The 14,857-nt window shown below is 57.2% G+C and carries 16 protein-coding genes and 2 pseudogenes; 6 read left to right on the top strand and 12 right to left on the bottom strand.

Annotated features, from left to right (window positions below; all coding sequences use genetic code 11):
* Positions 1 to 205 precede the first annotated feature (205 nt).
* Complete coding sequence (locus tag D1159_RS13020; RefSeq protein ID WP_243152279.1) at positions 206 to 709, top strand: restriction endonuclease subunit S; 504 nt, start codon at positions 206 to 208, stop codon at positions 707 to 709.
* Positions 710 to 731: 22 nt separating this feature from the next.
* On the top strand, positions 732 to 1,124 hold the full coding sequence (locus tag D1159_RS19725) for a hypothetical protein (protein WP_161846093.1): 393 nt from the start codon (positions 732 to 734) through the stop codon (positions 1,122 to 1,124).
* Positions 1,125 to 1,171: 47 nt separating this feature from the next.
* On the opposite strand, the gene hslO is transcribed toward D1159_RS19725, so the two are convergent.
* The 3 genes from hslO to D1159_RS13000 are packed head-to-tail and all read right to left on the bottom strand — an operon-like array spanning position 1,172 to position 3,098.
* Positions 1,172 to 2,050, bottom strand: coding sequence for an Hsp33 family molecular chaperone HslO (hslO, locus tag D1159_RS13010; protein WP_161846092.1), 879 nt, complete (start codon positions 2,048 to 2,050; stop codon positions 1,172 to 1,174).
* 3 nt (positions 2,051 to 2,053) lie between these two features.
* Positions 2,054 to 2,800, bottom strand: a complete 747-nt coding sequence (locus D1159_RS13005; protein ID WP_161846091.1) for a class I SAM-dependent methyltransferase — start codon at positions 2,798 to 2,800, stop codon at positions 2,054 to 2,056.
* On the bottom strand, positions 2,787 to 3,098 hold the full coding sequence (locus D1159_RS13000; protein ID WP_161846090.1) for a YerC/YecD family TrpR-related protein: 312 nt from the start codon (positions 3,096 to 3,098) through the stop codon (positions 2,787 to 2,789). The genes D1159_RS13005 and D1159_RS13000 overlap by 14 nt, the downstream gene beginning before the upstream one ends.
* Before the next feature lie 197 nt (positions 3,099 to 3,295).
* On the opposite strand from D1159_RS13000, the gene D1159_RS12995 reads away from it, so the two are divergent.
* The 4 genes from D1159_RS12995 to D1159_RS12980 all read left to right on the top strand — a co-directional run bounded on the left by D1159_RS12995 (position 3,296) and on the right by D1159_RS12980 (position 7,326).
* Positions 3,296 to 3,991, top strand: a complete 696-nt coding sequence (locus tag D1159_RS12995) for a DUF3298 and DUF4163 domain-containing protein (RefSeq protein WP_161846089.1) — start codon at positions 3,296 to 3,298, stop codon at positions 3,989 to 3,991.
* A gap of 148 nt (positions 3,992 to 4,139) precedes the next feature.
* Positions 4,140 to 5,429 (top strand): adenylosuccinate synthase, encoded by a 1,290-nt coding sequence (locus D1159_RS12990; RefSeq protein ID WP_161846088.1) that lies wholly within the window; start codon positions 4,140 to 4,142, stop codon positions 5,427 to 5,429.
* 147 nt (positions 5,430 to 5,576) lie between these two features.
* Positions 5,577 to 6,971 (top strand): MATE family efflux transporter, encoded by a 1,395-nt coding sequence (locus tag D1159_RS12985; protein ID WP_243152278.1) that lies wholly within the window; start codon positions 5,577 to 5,579, stop codon positions 6,969 to 6,971.
* A gap of 49 nt (positions 6,972 to 7,020) precedes the next feature.
* A complete protein-coding gene (locus D1159_RS12980; protein WP_161846086.1) occupies positions 7,021 to 7,326 on the top strand; it encodes a hypothetical protein in 306 nt (101 codons plus the stop codon).
* Between the two features lie 112 nt (positions 7,327 to 7,438).
* On the opposite strand, the gene D1159_RS12975 is transcribed toward D1159_RS12980, so the two are convergent.
* The 9 genes and pseudogenes from D1159_RS12975 to D1159_RS12935 form a co-directional block, all read right to left on the bottom strand.
* Positions 7,439 to 8,986: a nitrite/sulfite reductase gene (locus tag D1159_RS12975; RefSeq protein ID WP_161846085.1), complete on the bottom strand. Its 1,548-nt coding sequence runs from the start codon at positions 8,984 to 8,986 to the stop codon at positions 7,439 to 7,441.
* 62 nt (positions 8,987 to 9,048) lie between these two features.
* Positions 9,049 to 9,525: a low molecular weight protein-tyrosine-phosphatase gene (locus D1159_RS12970; protein WP_161846084.1), complete on the bottom strand. Its 477-nt coding sequence runs from the start codon at positions 9,523 to 9,525 to the stop codon at positions 9,049 to 9,051.
* A 161-nt stretch (positions 9,526 to 9,686) separates the two neighbouring features.
* On the bottom strand, positions 9,687 to 10,886 hold the full coding sequence (locus tag D1159_RS12965; RefSeq protein ID WP_161846083.1) for a site-specific integrase: 1,200 nt from the start codon (positions 10,884 to 10,886) through the stop codon (positions 9,687 to 9,689).
* A gap of 120 nt (positions 10,887 to 11,006) precedes the next feature.
* Entirely contained in the window at positions 11,007 to 11,213 is a 207-nt protein-coding gene (locus tag D1159_RS12960) for an excisionase (RefSeq protein ID WP_161846082.1), read from the bottom strand.
* An 89-nt stretch (positions 11,214 to 11,302) separates the two neighbouring features.
* A pseudogene (locus tag D1159_RS12955) lies at positions 11,303 to 11,540 on the bottom strand (helix-turn-helix domain-containing protein).
* 4 nt (positions 11,541 to 11,544) lie between these two features.
* Positions 11,545 to 11,979: pseudogene (locus D1159_RS12950) on the bottom strand (sigma-70 family RNA polymerase sigma factor).
* 414 nt (positions 11,980 to 12,393) lie between these two features.
* Positions 12,394 to 12,660, bottom strand: coding sequence for a hypothetical protein (locus D1159_RS12945; RefSeq protein WP_161846081.1), 267 nt, complete (start codon positions 12,658 to 12,660; stop codon positions 12,394 to 12,396).
* Positions 12,657 to 13,292 (bottom strand): ABC transporter ATP-binding protein, encoded by a 636-nt coding sequence (locus tag D1159_RS12940; protein ID WP_161846080.1) that lies wholly within the window; start codon positions 13,290 to 13,292, stop codon positions 12,657 to 12,659. The genes D1159_RS12945 and D1159_RS12940 overlap by 4 nt, the downstream gene beginning before the upstream one ends.
* Positions 13,293 to 13,305: 13 nt before the next feature.
* Complete coding sequence (locus tag D1159_RS12935; protein ID WP_161846079.1) at positions 13,306 to 14,742, bottom strand: ABC transporter permease; 1,437 nt, start codon at positions 14,740 to 14,742, stop codon at positions 13,306 to 13,308.
* Between the last annotated feature and the right edge of the window lie 115 nt (positions 14,743 to 14,857).

Here is a 14,857-nt window from a genome sequence, read left to right as displayed (position 1 = left end):
AATCGTTGAGATTGATACTTTAAAAGTTGCTTTTGTTTCTTCCAACGTATGCCCTTCCTTGCGATATTCTATTGTTCGTTCTCTGTATTTTATTGGATAACTCATATCTTCATTATACTGCTTCGCTTTGTGCTTTTTCAAGTACTATCACTATACTGGACAAGTGGGGTGGATTGACGATTTCCTAACTGATGAGCAGTTGGTATTGGTTGGTGAAGACGGTGCGCCATTTCTTGACCGCATGAAAGACAAGGCGTATATGATCGAGGGAAAAGCATGGGTAAATAATCACGCTCACATTTTGCGTTCTTACTTTGGCTCTACTGGAAATTTTTATCTGCTTAACTATTTGAATTGTTTTGATTACTCTGGTTATGTAAATGGGACTACTCGGTTGAAATTGACGCAAGCAAGTATGAATATAATTCCTATTCCTGTTGCTCCGCTTTTTGAACAACGCCGCATTGTCTCCCGTATAGAAAGCCTGTTTGCCAAGCTGGATGAGGCAAAGGAAAAGGCCCAGGCGGTTGTGGACAGTTTTGAACTGCGGAAATCTGCAATTCTGCATAAGGCGTTTACGGGGGAACTGACGGAGCGGTGGAGAAAAGAGAATAGGGTTGGGCTGGATAGTTGGAAAACGGTGTTGTTCAATGACTGCATTCAAAAAATGCAGAATGGATTAGCCAAACGCAGAGGACGGGTTCGATAGCAGTGATTTAAGAGAAATATTTTTGGACGAAAAAGAGCAAAAATCTTATTCTTTATCGGAAAATGATGTGATTATGGTTCGGGTTAATGGCTCTAAAGATAATGTAGGGCGTCAATTACTCGTTCCTGATGTGAAGGACCACATGGTATCAAGTGCTGGACAAAATACGATTAGCAGGAAGGGAATGGCTAATATGGCCGTCCCCATCCCGGAAGAAGATGAGCAGAGGGAAATTGTCCGCCTTTTAAGTACTATTTTTAGTAAAGAGCAGCAGGCCAAAGAAGCCGCCGAAGCGGTTCTCTCTCAGATCGACACCATGAAAAAGGCGATTTTAGCCCGGGCGTTCCGGGGCGAGCTGGGGACCAACGACCCGGCGGAGGAAAGCGCGGCGCAGCTGCTAAAAACGGTATTGTGAGGAATTGCAGGCCCCTTGCCATAAATTCCGCCCGCCCCGGAAGCCGCCTACATCTCCTTTAAAAGCTGCTCCAGGTCCGCTCTGGAGTAGCTGTAGATCGCGTCACAGAACTGGCAGGTCAGCTCCGCCCCGCCCTGCTCCTCCAGCATATCAGACAGCCCCTTTCTGCCCATACTGATGAGGGCGCGGCTCACCCGCTCCCGGCTGCAATAGCACCGGTACTCCACCGGATCCTGGGCCAGTACCTCCAGGTCAAAGCCCTCCAGCACCCGGCCCAGCAGCTCCAGGGGGGTAATTCCTTCCCGAAGGGCGCCGGTCACCGCCCCCGCCCGGACTACGCCGGCCTCAATTCTGGAGATGGTGTCCTCCTCCGCCCCAGGCAGCAGCTGGATGAGGTAGCCTCCGGCGCACAGAGTGCTCTGGTCCGTGTCCACCAGCACCCCCAGGGCGCAGGCGGAGGGAATCTGCTCGCTCTCGGCGAAATAGGCAGTGATATCGTCGGCGATCTCCCCAGACAGCAGGTCAATGCTGCCCACATAGGGTTCCTTCAGTCCCAGATCCTTGATGACGGTGAGCGTACCCTGTTCTCCGATGCCGGCTCCCACATCCAGCTTGCCGGGAGCTTTTAAGGGCGCCTCCGCCTGGCCGTTTTGGACATAGCCCCGGACGTTGCCCCCGCTGTCCGACACCGCCATCACCGTCCCCAGCGGCCCATTTCCCCGGATCTGGAGGGTAACGGAGCCCCTCTCCTCCTTGAGCTGATTGCCCATCATAGAGCAGCCCATGAGCGCCCGGCCCAGGGCCGCCGTCCCCAAGGGGAGCGTCTTGTGAATCTGCCGGGCCCGCTCCACCAGGTCCCGGCCCGAAATGGCGCTGGCCTTCACAGGGGCGTCCTTGGCCAGAACGCGAACAATTTGATCTGACATATCCTAATCCTTTCTCGCCGCAAAAAAGATTCGCGCCTCCCCCAGCTTTGGGGGGCGCATTGTAAGTCCGCCGTACTGCTTAATCGCGGAAAAGCCCGCCCGGCGGAGGATTTCCGTGAGTTCCGCCGGCTCATAGGCGTACTCCTCGTGGAGCTCCTCGCCCCGCTCCCACAGGCCGTCCGCCCGCCGCTGGAACAGATCCATAAAATAGCTGCACACCCGCCGGCGTGGGGCGTACTCCGCCCGCCAGACGCAGTAGACGTCCTCTGTCTCGTCCAAAAACACCTGGCCGTCCAGTCCCTGGAGCTTTTCCGGCGTGTTGATGTCAAAGAGAAAGAGCCCCCCAGGCATCAGGAAGAGATGGACCCGCTGAAAGGCCTTTTCCAGCTGCCTGGGCCTGGTGACGTAGTTCACGCTGTCCAGACAGCACACACAGGCGTCGATGGTGCCGTACAGGTCCAGCTTGTCCATAGACTGATGCAGAAAAATCGGGGGCTCGCCCTCAAGTTCCCGGCACTTCTCACTGGCCTGGGCCAGCATCTCCTCAGACCGGTCCACCCCGATCATCTCATATCCCCGCCGGGCCAGGGCCCTGGTCAGGCTGCCGGTGCCGCAGGCCAGATCCAGCACGGCGCGGATGGGCAGGACGCTCTTGGCAAAGTGCCGCTCAAGATAGTCCGCCCACTTCTCATAGCCCACGTCGGTGGTCAGCGCATCATAGCACCCGGCCAAAAATTCATAGCTGGCCATGCTCTTTCCGCTTCTCCTTAATCCGCGGCAGCACCGCTTGGTAGCCGCCCGCGCCGTATTGCAGCGAACGGTTCACCCGGCTGATGGTGGCGCTGCTGGCGCCGGTACGGTCCAGAATATCATTGTAAATCATCCCGTCGCTGAGGAGCAGCGCCACTTCAAACCGCTGCTCCATGGCCTGCAGCTCCGCCACGGTACATAGGTCGGAGAAAAATTTCTTGCATTCATCCAGGGTCTCCAGGGCCAAGATCGCTTCGTAGAGCAGGCCTCCCTGCTGCTGCTTTTTGTTTTTTGACAAAACGGTTCCCTCCCGCTTTTTTTCCTTCCAGACGGCCCGGTCCGCCGGGTCCCCCTTGGCTGGAAGCTCCATCTCAATTTTACCAAAGTGAAGCATGAAAGTAAATATTTTTCCGCCAGATTTTCCCGGCGCACCCTCCGCCGCCTCAGGGCATAGGCTGGGGTACCATATGACGCTTTAAAAGGGGGAGCCTTGCCGTGAAACTGCCTGATTCCGGTCTGATTCCAATCCAGCCCAGCCGCTGGGTCCAGCAATTCAAACAAGGGGGCTGCGTTGTGCTCAAGCTGTCTATTTCCCTGCCCCGCCTGGTGGGGGACGGCCCGGGCGTGCGGCGGATCAACCGCTACTACAGCCGCCTGGCGGACCGGTGGCGGGCCCGGTGGACCGGCTCCCTCCTCTGCCGGGCCAAGGAGGCCCACCGCCTGGCCCATGGGGAAAACCGCCCCTTCTTCCCCTGGGAGGTACAGGCAGACTACACCGTCACCCTCCAGACCCCGGAGCGGCTCAGCCTCTACTGGGAGGCCTACGAGTTCACCGGCGGCGCCCACGGGGACACCGTCCGCCATGGGGACACCTGGGAGCTGCCCTGGGGGGCGCCTATGCCTCTGCGCTGCTTTTTGCCCCCCAAACGGCGGCGCGCCTTTGTGCTGGCCCAGGTGGCCCAGCAGATCCAGGCCCAGGTGGACGCCGGCGAGGGGCTCTACTTTCCCCAGTGGCCCGCCCTCATCAAGTCCCAATTTGACCCGGACCGGTTCTACCTCACCCCAGAAGGGCTGGCTGTCTTCTACCCCCTGTACGCCATCGCCCCCTACGCCGAGGGGATCCCCACGTTCCCGCTGTCCCTCCCGACGGAGCCCGCCGCCCCGGAGAAAGCACCCATAATAAACCATTAAAAGACTAGAACTGGAAAATATTTTCTTGCATCCTGACCAAAAGTGGAATATAATACGTTGTCCCCTCAAAAAAATGGAATTTGCGGGCGGATAAATCTCTAGGCCGCGGCCAAACGGGGCCTACTATAAAAAGGGAATGATTTTCACTATGGTCAAAGCAATCGTTGGCGCCAACTGGGGCGACGAGGGAAAGGGCAAGATTACTGATCTGTTCGCCGAGGAATCCGATGTGGTTATCCGGTTCCAGGGCGGCGCCAATGCCGGCCACACTATCATCTGTGATTATGGAAAATTCGCCCTTCATCAGCTTCCCTCCGGCGTCTTCTATCCTCACACAGTCAACGTCATTGGAAACGGCGTGGCCCTAAATGTCCCCGCGTTCCTCGCAGAGCTCAAGACTCTGGAGGACGGCGGCGTCCCCGCCCCCCATGTGGTGGTGGATCAGCGCACCCATCTGCTGATGTCCTACCATATTCTGCTGGACACCTACGAGGAGGAGCGTCTGGCCGGAAAGGCCTTCGGATCCACCAAATCCGGCATCGCCCCCTTCTACTCGGACAAATACGCCAAAATCGGCATACAGGCGGCGGATCTCTTCTGCCCCGACCGGCTGAAGGAGCAGCTGGAGCACATCTGTACACTGAAAAACGTGCTTATGGAGCACCTGTACCACAAGCCCCTTCTGGACCCCAAGGCGCTCTTTGACGAGCTGATGGGCTACCGGGACGCCCTGGCCCCCTACGTAGGGGATGCCGTCTCTCTGGTCCACCAGGCCCTGGCCCAGGGAAAGCAGATCCTGCTGGAGGGACAGCTGGGTTCCATGAAGGACCCCAACCTGGGCATCTGCCCCATGACCACCTCCTCCCACACGCTGGCCGGGTTCGGCACGGTGGGCGGCGCCGTGCCCCCCACCGCCATCACCGACGTGGTCGTGGTCACGAAGGCTTACTCCTCTGCCGTGGGCGCCGGGGCCTTTGTCAGCGAGCTGTTCGGCGCCGAGGCGGAGGAGCTGCGCCGCCGGGGCGGCGACGCCGGCGAGTACGGCGCCACCACCGGCCGGCCCCGCCGGGTGGGTTGGTTTGACGCGGTGGCTACCAAATACGGCTGCATGGTCCAGGGCGCCACCCAGGTAGTGCTCACCGCCATCGACTGCCTGGGTTATCTGGACGAGATCAAGGTATGTACCGGCTACGAGATTGATGGCGCTGTCACCACCGCGTTCCCTGTTCCCGCTGTGCTGGAACGGGCCAAGCCGGTGTATACTACCCTCCCCGGCTGGAAATGCGACATTCGGGGGGTCACAGAGTATAAAAAGTTCCCCAAGGCCGCCCAGGACTATGTGGCTTTCCTGGAGGAACAGATCGGCTGCCCTATCACCATTGTCTCCACCGGCCCCAAACGCCGCGAGATCGCCCTGAGGTCCGGCAGCCACCAATAAAAAATCCGCCTGCCAAGCGGGGAGACGCGTTGGAAGCCCGTCTCTCCGCTGTTTTATGCCCCGATACCATAAAAACCGCTGCACCCTTTCCTCAAAACTATGTTATACTTTATCGTAAAGAGTCTGTTTGGAAAGGATTTGGTTTTTTTGAGGCACGCCGCAACCGCGGACGAGAAATTTCATTGGATTACCACCGCCTCCATCCCAGGGCTGGTGGGCACCCTGGCGGTCCCCACCATTGTCAGTATGCTGATCTCCGCTTTGTACAACATGGCCGACACCTTCTTTGTGGGCAATCTGGGCACCAGCGCCCAGGGCGCAGTGGGCATCGTCTTCTCTTTGATGGCCATTATCCAGGCGCTGGGCTTCACCTTTGGCCAGGGGTCGGGCAACTACGTCTCCCGCCTGCTGGGCCAGCGGCGGGCGGAGCAGGCCGAGCAGGTAGCCGCCACCGGATTTTTTACCGCCCTTATGGCTGGGGCGGTACTGACGGTGCTGGGGCTGCTCTTCCTCACCCCTCTGGTCCGCTTTCTGGGGGCCACAGACAGCATCTTCCCCTACGCCCGGGACTACACCCGCTTTATCCTCCTGGGCGCGCCCTTTATGGCCGGCTCTCTGGTGCTGAACAACCTGCTCCGGTTTGAGGGCAGCGCCTTTTACGGAATGCTGGGCATCTCCACCGGCGCCATCCTCAACATCGCCCTGGACCCCATTCTTATCTTTGCGCTGAACCTGGGCACCGCCGGGGCCGCCCTGGCCACGGTGATCAGCCAGCTGGTCAGCTTCTGCATTTTGGTGCTCCAGTGCGGCCGGGGGGGCTCTCTGCCCATCCGGCCCAGCCGGTTTTCCCCCAGCCTGGCGCTGTACCGGGATATTCTCAAGAACGGCCTGCCCTCCTTCTGCCGCCAAAGTTTGACCAGCGTGGCCTCTATCTGCCTGAATCTGGCCGCCAGGCCCTACGGCGACGCTGCCATTGCCGCCATGACGGTGGTCAGCCGCATCACCGCGTTCGCCAGTTCCGCGCTCATTGGCTTCGGCCAGGGCTTTCAGCCGGTATGCGGCTTCAACTTCGGCGCCACCCTCTACAGCCGGGTCCGGCAGGCCTTCTGGTTCTGCGTTAAGGTCTCCTTCGCTGTGCTGGCCGTCCTGTCTGCGGTGGGCTTCCTCTTCGCCCCCCAGATTGTGCTCCTCTTTCAGAAGAGCGACCCCCTGGTGGTGTCTATCGGCGCCCGGGCCCTGCGCTTCCAGTGCCTCACCCTTCCCTGCACCTCCTGGGTGATCTTAAACAACATGATGCTTCAGACCTGCGGGGAGTCCTTCAAGGCCTCCATCCTGGCTATGGCCCGTCAGGGGCTCTTTTTCCTCCCGGTCATCTGGATTCTCCCCCTGTTTATCAAGCTCTTGGGCATTCAGCTGGCCCAGCCCATCGCCGACCTGTTTACCCTGTGCATGTCCATCCCTATGGGCGTGGGCTTTCTGCAAAAGCTGGCCCGTCTGGAGCAGAAGACCACCGCTGTTCACACTCCCGGCCCCCATACATAGAATGAGTCAGGCGGCGGTTCCCGCCGCCCATTCATAAGGGGGTCCATTTATGTGCTGTTATCAAAATAATACCCAGTGTTCCTGCGGCTGCCAGAGCGGGTGCGGGTGCAGCAGCGGCTGCAATTCCTGCGGGTGCGCCGCCCAGGCGGAAGCAGCCAGCACCGCGGAGACCGCCGCCGTAGCGGCGGAGGCCGCCTCCATGCCTGCCTGGAGCGGCTGCTCTGTTGTGGCTATGCCTGCCTTCCTCTTCCCCGATCCCGACAACGGCTGCGGGTGCGGCTGTAATTCCGGGTGCGGATGCAGCTCTGGCTGTGGATGCAGCTCCGGCTGTGGATGCAGCTCCTGCTGCGGCTGAACCCGCGGGGTTCCATCTCAATATGCCGCCCAGCCGGGCGGCATACTTACCCCCCATATGAATGAAAGGCGTGCCCCGGAAAAAATTCCGGGGCACGCGCTTTTCCACTCGTCTATGCCAGATACTTTGCCGCAGCCTCCTCTACACCGCCGGGGTGGGCGGCGGTCCAGGCGGCGAAGTCCAACCCGCTCTCTGCCACGGTCCGGCCCAGCTCCAGCAAAAAGCCAGGAATTTCCTCCTCCAGAATGGGGCCCAGCTCCCGGCCCAAGCGCTCCTCCCCCTGGCGTTCACAGCCGTTGAGAAAGAGGTTGAAAGCGGGCCGCGGTTTCCCATCTACCTGCTTCACGCCCCCGCGGAATCCCAGCGCGCCAGTCTGGTGGGTTCCGCAGGAGGAGGGACAGCCAGAGATGTGGATCTGGGGCAGGGCGTTTTCCGGCAGGCCGGCCTGGCGCACCGCCGCCACACAGGCTGCCAGCAGCTTTTGGGAGTCACGCACCCCCACCTGGCAGATGCTGCCGCCAATGCAGCTCACCGACGCCTCAAAGGGGGTGTTTGCACCATTGGAGGTCAATTCCAGCACTCGCCGGGCCTCCGTACCGGTGAGGTTTACCAGATAGGCGGTCTCGTCCGGGGACAGGCGCAGCTCTGTTCCCGGCATCTCCCCCAGGGCCCGGCTGAGGGCGCACAGCTCCTCCGGCGCAGGCTGGCCCCCCAGGGGATGCCACGCCACAGTATACAGGCCCGGCTGCTTCTGCGGGATTACCCGGGGACCGGACGCCTGGACGCCATCCCCCTGCTTTTCCGCTGCCTTGGGCTCCAGGTACAAGGTCAGATCCTCTCCGGCGGCGTATACCTCTTTCAATTTCTCGTGAAAAACCGCTTGGTAGGCCTCCGCCCCGCCCAGAGACTCCTGCATATAGCGGGTGCGGGCCTTCCCCCGGTTTTCGTAGTTGCCATACGCCCGGAAAGTCAGCCACATGGACTTGATATAGTACAGTATCTCTTCCGGCGGCACCTTCTCCCCCACCAGGACGCCCATCATAGGCCGGTTACCCAGGCCGCCGGCGCTGTACACGTCAAAATTTCCATCCGGCCGGGCCGCGAAGCCCAGATCCCGGTAGGTGGCGTGGGTCACGTTGCGGGGGGAGTTGGAAAAGCCCACTTTCAGCTTCCGGGGCATCTTCTCCGCCTTGATGAAGTGCATCAGGTAGTCGCCCGCAGCCTCCGCCCAGGGCAGCACGTCAAAATATTCCCCCGCCTCCATGCCGGACAGCGGGGAGCACATCACATTGCGGGGGTAGTCTCCGCCGCCGCCCATAGTGACAATGCCTGCGTTCAGCGCCTCCTCCATAATGCCGCACACTGCGTCCATTCCCAGGTCGTGGAGCTGGATGGTCTGACAGGTGGTAAAGTGGACCCGTTTCACCCCATAGCGCTGGATCACATCCGCCACAAAGTCCAACTTTTGCTGGGGCACCCGGCCCGCCGGAAAACGCAGGCGCAGCATGCTGGCCTGTCCGCCTCTCTGAGCATAGCTTCCATAGTATCCAGAAAACCCCTTGTATACCCCCTTGTCCAGCTCACCGGCGTAGAATGCCGCCGTCTTTGCCCGGAATTCCGGCAGGTCTTCCTTCCATTTGTGTACTTCAATCTTTTCCATGCAAAATTCCTCCTCCGCCTGTTCAGCAGGTCTCTTTTGATTGTAACCGACACCGGTTCCAGCTAAAAATCCTTTTGTTGAATTTTCTTCTCCAGACGCAGCCACGCCAGCAGACCCCGGCATCCTCTTTCCACGTCCGTCCACGTTTGGTCGAAATCACCGGTATACCACGGATCTGCCACATCGCCTGGGGTGTCTGTGTAGTCCAGCAATCGTGATATCTTTTCCTGCTTTCCGCCGCACATACGAATCATGTTGCGCAGATTTTCCCTGTCCATTCCAACCAGAAGGTCGTACCGGTCAAAATCCCCCTGCGTCAGCCGCCGCGCCCGCTTGCCGGTACAGTCAATGCCGTGCTCCTCCAGCTTGCGGCGGGCCGGAGGATACACCGGATTTCCTATCTCTTCCGCGCTGGTGGCAGCAGAGGCAATCTCAAATTCACCGGCAGCACCCGCCTCCTCCGCCAGCGCCCGCATCACAAATTCCGCCATGGGACTGCGGCAGATATTCCCATGGCAGACGAATAAGATTTTTGTCATATCCTGAAACCTCTTGAATGTATTGATATTCCGGGCATTGCAGGTGTTTTGCGGTATTTTCTGCTATTCATTTTCCTGGCATATCCCGGCATAAAATAGCACAGCTTTGACCCCAAAAGTAGTAAGAGCGGTAGTAAATCAAAGGGGCTTATCCCGTTTTACTACCCGCCGCTGGCGACCCGTTTCAGCTCCGCCTGCGCGTCCTCAAAGCCCAGGTGAGTGTAGGTGTTCAGCGTGACGCCAATATCCGAGTGGCCCATGAGGTATTGCAGCGTCTTGGGGTTCATGCCGCTCTTTGCCATGTTGGAACAGAATGTGTGCCTGCAAACGTGTGGGGTGACTTTGGGCATCTGCACCTTGTAGATGCTGTTGTACTTCTGGCAGATGTGCTTGAAGTAATGCTCCCAGTGAAGCGCCACCATCGGCTTGCCGTCCTTGTCCAGGTATAAAAAGCCGCACCTGCCGCCGATCATCGGCTCGGTCTTGGGCTTTGGCCTGTTGGCGATAATGCGCTGGAAGCATTGGTACACATCGTCTGTCATAGGGATTTCCCGCGTCCCGCTGGAGGTTTTTGTGTCCTCGATGATATACTCCATGTTCCGCTTCCGCTGAAGCTGGTGGTTGACACTGATTTTGCGGTTCTTCATATCCAGATCAGCCAGCGTCAGTCCAACAAATTCCGAGATACGAAGTCCAGTCTTGAACAGGATATAGATGCCGTCATAGTACCGGGAAAAGTGCTTGTCACCCTTTACAAATTCCAGAAATGCCCGTTCCTGTTTTCTTGTAATCGCTTCCCTTGTCACGCTGTCGTTGACAACGACGGTGGCAAGCTGAAACTCAAACGGATTTTTGCGTATCAAATCATCGTCCACGGCCATCTGAAACGCGGGCCGGACAACGCCCCGAATGGAGTGGATGGAACTGTACCCTCTGCCGTCCTGCTGTAACTTGATAAGCCAGCACTTGGCGTCGGACAGCTTCACCCGGTCAATGCGCTGTCTGCCGAAGTCCTCTTTCTTGATGATATTGAGGACAACGTTATAGTTGGCCTCGGTGTTGTGCCGGACGCCGGTTTTCTGTGAGAGGTACTTTTTTACCAAATCCAGAACGGTCATTTCTCCGCCGCGGGGAATAATTGCATCTTCAATGTCCCGCCGGATTTGCTTCTCCTTTTCCCGCAGGGAAAGCCCGTCACGTTTGCCCTGGGGTGTGCTGTCCGTGGCTTCCAGCTTCCAACTGTAAACAAATTGTGGCTTGCCGGTGGCATCAATGTATTTGTACGCATATCGTCCGTCTTTGCGTTGGCTCTCTCCGCTGCGAAGAATGCGGTTCTTGCTGTCACGTCGCTTTTCGCTCACGTCTATGCTCCTTTCTGTGAAAAGAGCCTCGGCACGATATAATCATATTATACCATAGCCGAGGCTCATTTTCCATATCAATCCGACCGCTTTCTTAAAACTTTTCGCAAGGTGCGGCGCTTAAATCGACGACAGCTTATCCAAAAACTGCTCAAACCGCTGGCGTTTGATTAGGATTTTTACGCCATTCTGAATGACAAAACCGGCATCTAGGTTGCTGTTTACCAGCTTTCGCAGTTTCTTTTCTCCAATTCCGAAATAGTGGGAGGCTTCCTCAATGGTGAGGCAGAATTTGTCCTTTACCGAAATGCCGATTTCCTCGGCCATAGTTCACCAGCCTTTCTTTGAAATGCCCAGGTCCACAGGCGGGAGGAACAGGGAAAGGGTAAGCTGTCCCCCCCAACCGGGGCCGGTTATCAGTTCACGCCGAGAATGGCGCAGATCAGTTTGTTTTCAAGGCGACTTTTCATGTACTCGTCCAGACCAGGCGTGGGGACAGCCGCTTTCGTCGTAGACCGTCCGGGTGCAGAGCTTGTTTATGTAGCCTTCGTAGTACCGCAAGACCTGCTCCACAGCATCGGCATCCCCGGTCTGGGCTGCGTCGCTCACCGCTATCGGAAGCAGTTCACGGCCCTTGTAGTTCCGGCGCTTCATGGCGCTAACCTCCTTTCCTCGCTGTCAGTTTTGCCCGCAGGACATTCAGCGATTTTGTTCTGCGCCGCTGGACGGCACTCCGGGACAGACCCAAGGCCTCGCCAATCTCGCTGTCCGTCAAATCCAGAACCAAGCGCAAAATCAAAATACTTTGCTCCTGCTCCGGCAGACCAGCAAAGGCGTCGGCAACCCGTTCGCTGCTGATCGGCAGGTCGCAGCCGCGGTAAGAGAACACATAGCTGTCGCTGGGATAGTCGTCAGCCGATCACAGCTTGTCCATCGCCGTTTGGGGCAGACGCTCCAAGGACGTTTCCCGGCTGGCCCGCCGCTTCATTTCCCGGATGTAGTCGATTGCCTCATGCTTCAACACGGCCTTGCAAAAGGTGTCAAACCTGCACTGTTTGCCATAATCGCGGGGGGTTGGCTTCCATCTTCTCACCCCCTTTCGTTTGGGGATGGTGGTGGTACTTTCCCTTTCCGCTAACAGAGTGTCCAGCGGCACAGGTTTTGCGCGCAAAACCGCTTTCCGCAGAGAAGAAAGTGAAGAAAAATTTTTGGGCCGCAGGAAACGACAAAAACCGCCCGGCAGGGCATAGACCCGCCGGGCGGCTTGTACTGTATAGTTTGCTATACCTGCATCGTATAGTATAACTTCATAACCGCAATTTCCACAGGTGGGGGACGTGCTTTTTTGATAACGACACTCTCAATTTCTCACGGCGAAATATCCACATAGCGGCTGCCTCCCAAAGCCGCCAAAATCACAGCGGCGGCACTTTTTACCAAAGTACCGCCGCCATGTGGAACGTATATAAAGCCAATATGGAACCTGTGTGAAACGGGAATTTTTTTCTTACTCCCTCGGCGTGACTACAATACCGTCCGCATTATCCGGGTCGCGGAAGCTGTAAGTAAAGCCGTCGGGTAAGGTTACATCGTCGGAGTTGTCCTCAGTGTCCAATCCCGGTTCGGTGTCGATTGCAATGTCTGTATCATCAATTTCCACGGAGTTCCCCAAATTCGTGTCCTGCTCGTCGTTGCCTTTCTGATCGGTACAGCCAGCGAACAGCGAGAAGCAGACCAGAACACAGGCCAAAATCATCATAAATTTTTTAATCACATTTCCCTCTCTTTCAAATGTCCCCGCTTGATTTCCAGCACCACATCCGCCTGCTTTGCCACCTCGCCAGAGTGGGTCACGACCACCACGCACTTCCCGAACGCATGGGCGCTCTCTTTCAAAATCGCCGTGATCTCCTCGGCGGTATCGGCGTCCAAGTTACCTGTTGGCTCGTCCGCCAGAATGACCGGGGCATCGGAAGCCAGCGCCCGCGCAATCGCCACCCGCTGCTGTTGTCCGCCGGACAGTTTCAACACGTTCCGGGTGATCTCGTCCTGCTCCAGCCCCAGCCGTTCCAGAATGGGGGCGGCGTCCAGCTTGGCAGTAAGCCGCACATTTTCAACGGGCGTCATGTAGTCGATCAGGTTGTAGCTTTGGAAAATCAGCGAGATATGGTTCCTACGGTGGAGTTCCAGCCCCTTTGCCGTAATGTCCTCGCCGTCAAACAGGACGCCGCCCTGCGTCGGCACATCCAGCCCGCCCAGCAGGGACAGCAGCGTGGTCTTCCCCGACCCGGACGGGCCGAGGATGGCGTACATTTTCCCGGTTTCCAGTTCTGCGCTGACGTTCTGTAAAACCGCCTTGCCCTTTTCGTAGGCGTAAGAAACATTTTTCAATTCCAGTATAGGCATGATAGTCCCTCCTTTAGCTCATTTTTGACAGGATTTCACGGGGTTTCAGCCGCATAACTGTGATAGACGATGCGCTGACGGCCACAATGATAATAGTAAGGCCAATCAAATAGAGTTGGGCGAGGTTGTCCAGCCCAACGGACACTTGGATGCCATTCTCCGTAGGCAGGGGTTTTTGAATAAGAGTGTCCGCGCCCACATCAACCGCAGCGGCAGCAGCTACAACATCGTTATCGTCCTCCGGCTCGGTCTGCATACTCTGCTCCAACAGATGGTTGCCGATCTGCCCCGCTATGGCGTTGCTGGTGAAATAGGACAGGCCAAAGGCGAGAACGGCGATCAGCAGCACTTCAATCAAATACTGTCCGATGATAGCCGATTTCCTGATACCCACGGACAGGAACACACCAATCTCATGGATGCGGGTCTTTGTCCAAAGGGTCAATATCAGGGCCAGAATGATGGCGCTGACAACGATAATCACCACCAGCAGGGTCACGACCAATTCATTCAGCGTAGCCAGCGGAGCGGCGGCGTTTTCGTAGGTTTCATTGTCCACCTCCACGGTAAAGGCTTTCCAGTCAATTCCCGGCAGGGCCTTGACTTCGGCCACCACTTGCGCCATGTCCTGCGGGTCGTCTATGGTAATGTGGAGTGCGGAAAAGCCGTAGTTAATCTCCCCGCCGTCAAATTCTTTCGAGGTCTGTAAATCCACAAATACACGGTTCTGGATTTTGTCGTAGGTGGTGACAGTTTCCCCAAACTGCTCCACCGCATGAGGGGTAAACAGTCCAATAATTTGTACCCTGATTTCCGGCCCGGTAAAGCCCTGATTCTCCACGCTGTAACTGTGGGCGGTAAGGTAGTTACCGATTTTCAGCTCGTTCCGCTCCGCCAAGTCCTGGCTGATGATCGCTACATGGGTATCATCGGTGAAGATATGCCGCCCCTCTGACAGCGTCAGTGTGCCGGTGGTGAAAAGTTCATCGTCCTCCGTGTTGCAGACGCCCAGCGTCTTTGTGTAACCCTGATATTTCGCGTCGGTTGAGATCGTTCCAGGAAACAGGGAAAGGCCCTTAAACGGGAGAAGATTGTCCTGCCTTGCGCTGCAATACTTCACGCCGGAAACACCTTTGATTGCCGCAATGTTATCCGGGGTAAACTGTACGGTAGAATACATGAGAAAGCTGCTTGATGTCCTGCCTGTTTCCTCGTCTACTTCGTCTTTGACAGGCTCTTTCACTACATAGGGGCTATTGCTCCAATCCACGAAAACGTCAAATTTGCCGCCCAAGCTCTGCCGCAGGTCAAGCTGCGCGGCCTCCGATGCTTTCCAGATGGAAAGGCCCGTCAGAACAAAGGTTGCCATAATCAGCAGGATGGCGAACAGGAGAATGGTTTTCCCCCACTTTCGTGTGACGTATAGAAACGCCCTTTTGAAAATGCTCATGGTTGATACCTCCATATTGTTGTGCTGTTCTTCTGAACGCACTCGCAGAATAGCACCCCAATGTGGAATAGGTATGAAACGTATATGGAATTTAGGCAGAAATGAAAAACTCCCC

This window comes from Pseudoflavonifractor sp. 524-17, assembly GCF_009935845.1.
Lineage (GTDB): Bacteria > Bacillota > Clostridia > Oscillospirales > Oscillospiraceae > Pseudoflavonifractor_A.
The sequence above is the reverse complement of the archived record's forward strand: the minus strand, read 5'-3'. Positions and strand labels throughout refer to the sequence as shown.

What these genes read in the sequence shown, in the direction of transcription:
- D1159_RS12960 (WP_161846082.1), bottom strand. Translation starts at nt 11,213, where the DNA reads ATGGCCGAGGAAATCGGCATTTCGGTAAAGGACAAATTCTGCCTCACC.
- D1159_RS12970 (WP_161846084.1), bottom strand. Translation starts at nt 9,525, where the DNA reads ATGACAAAAATCTTATTCGTCTGCCATGGGAATATCTGCCGCAGTCCC.
- D1159_RS12935 (WP_161846079.1), bottom strand. Translation starts at nt 14,742, where the DNA reads ATGAGCATTTTCAAAAGGGCGTTTCTATACGTCACACGAAAGTGGGGG.
- D1159_RS12940 (WP_161846080.1), bottom strand. Translation starts at nt 13,292, where the DNA reads ATGCCTATACTGGAATTGAAAAATGTTTCTTACGCCTACGAAAAGGGC.
- D1159_RS12980 (WP_161846086.1), top strand. Translation starts at nt 7,021, where the DNA reads ATGTGCTGTTATCAAAATAATACCCAGTGTTCCTGCGGCTGCCAGAGC.
- D1159_RS12975 (WP_161846085.1), bottom strand. Translation starts at nt 8,986, where the DNA reads ATGGAAAAGATTGAAGTACACAAATGGAAGGAAGACCTGCCGGAATTC.
- D1159_RS12990 (WP_161846088.1), top strand. Translation starts at nt 4,140, where the DNA reads ATGGTCAAAGCAATCGTTGGCGCCAACTGGGGCGACGAGGGAAAGGGC.
- hslO (WP_161846092.1), bottom strand. Translation starts at nt 2,050, where the DNA reads ATGTCAGATCAAATTGTTCGCGTTCTGGCCAAGGACGCCCCTGTGAAG.
- D1159_RS13005 (WP_161846091.1), bottom strand. Translation starts at nt 2,800, where the DNA reads ATGGCCAGCTATGAATTTTTGGCCGGGTGCTATGATGCGCTGACCACC.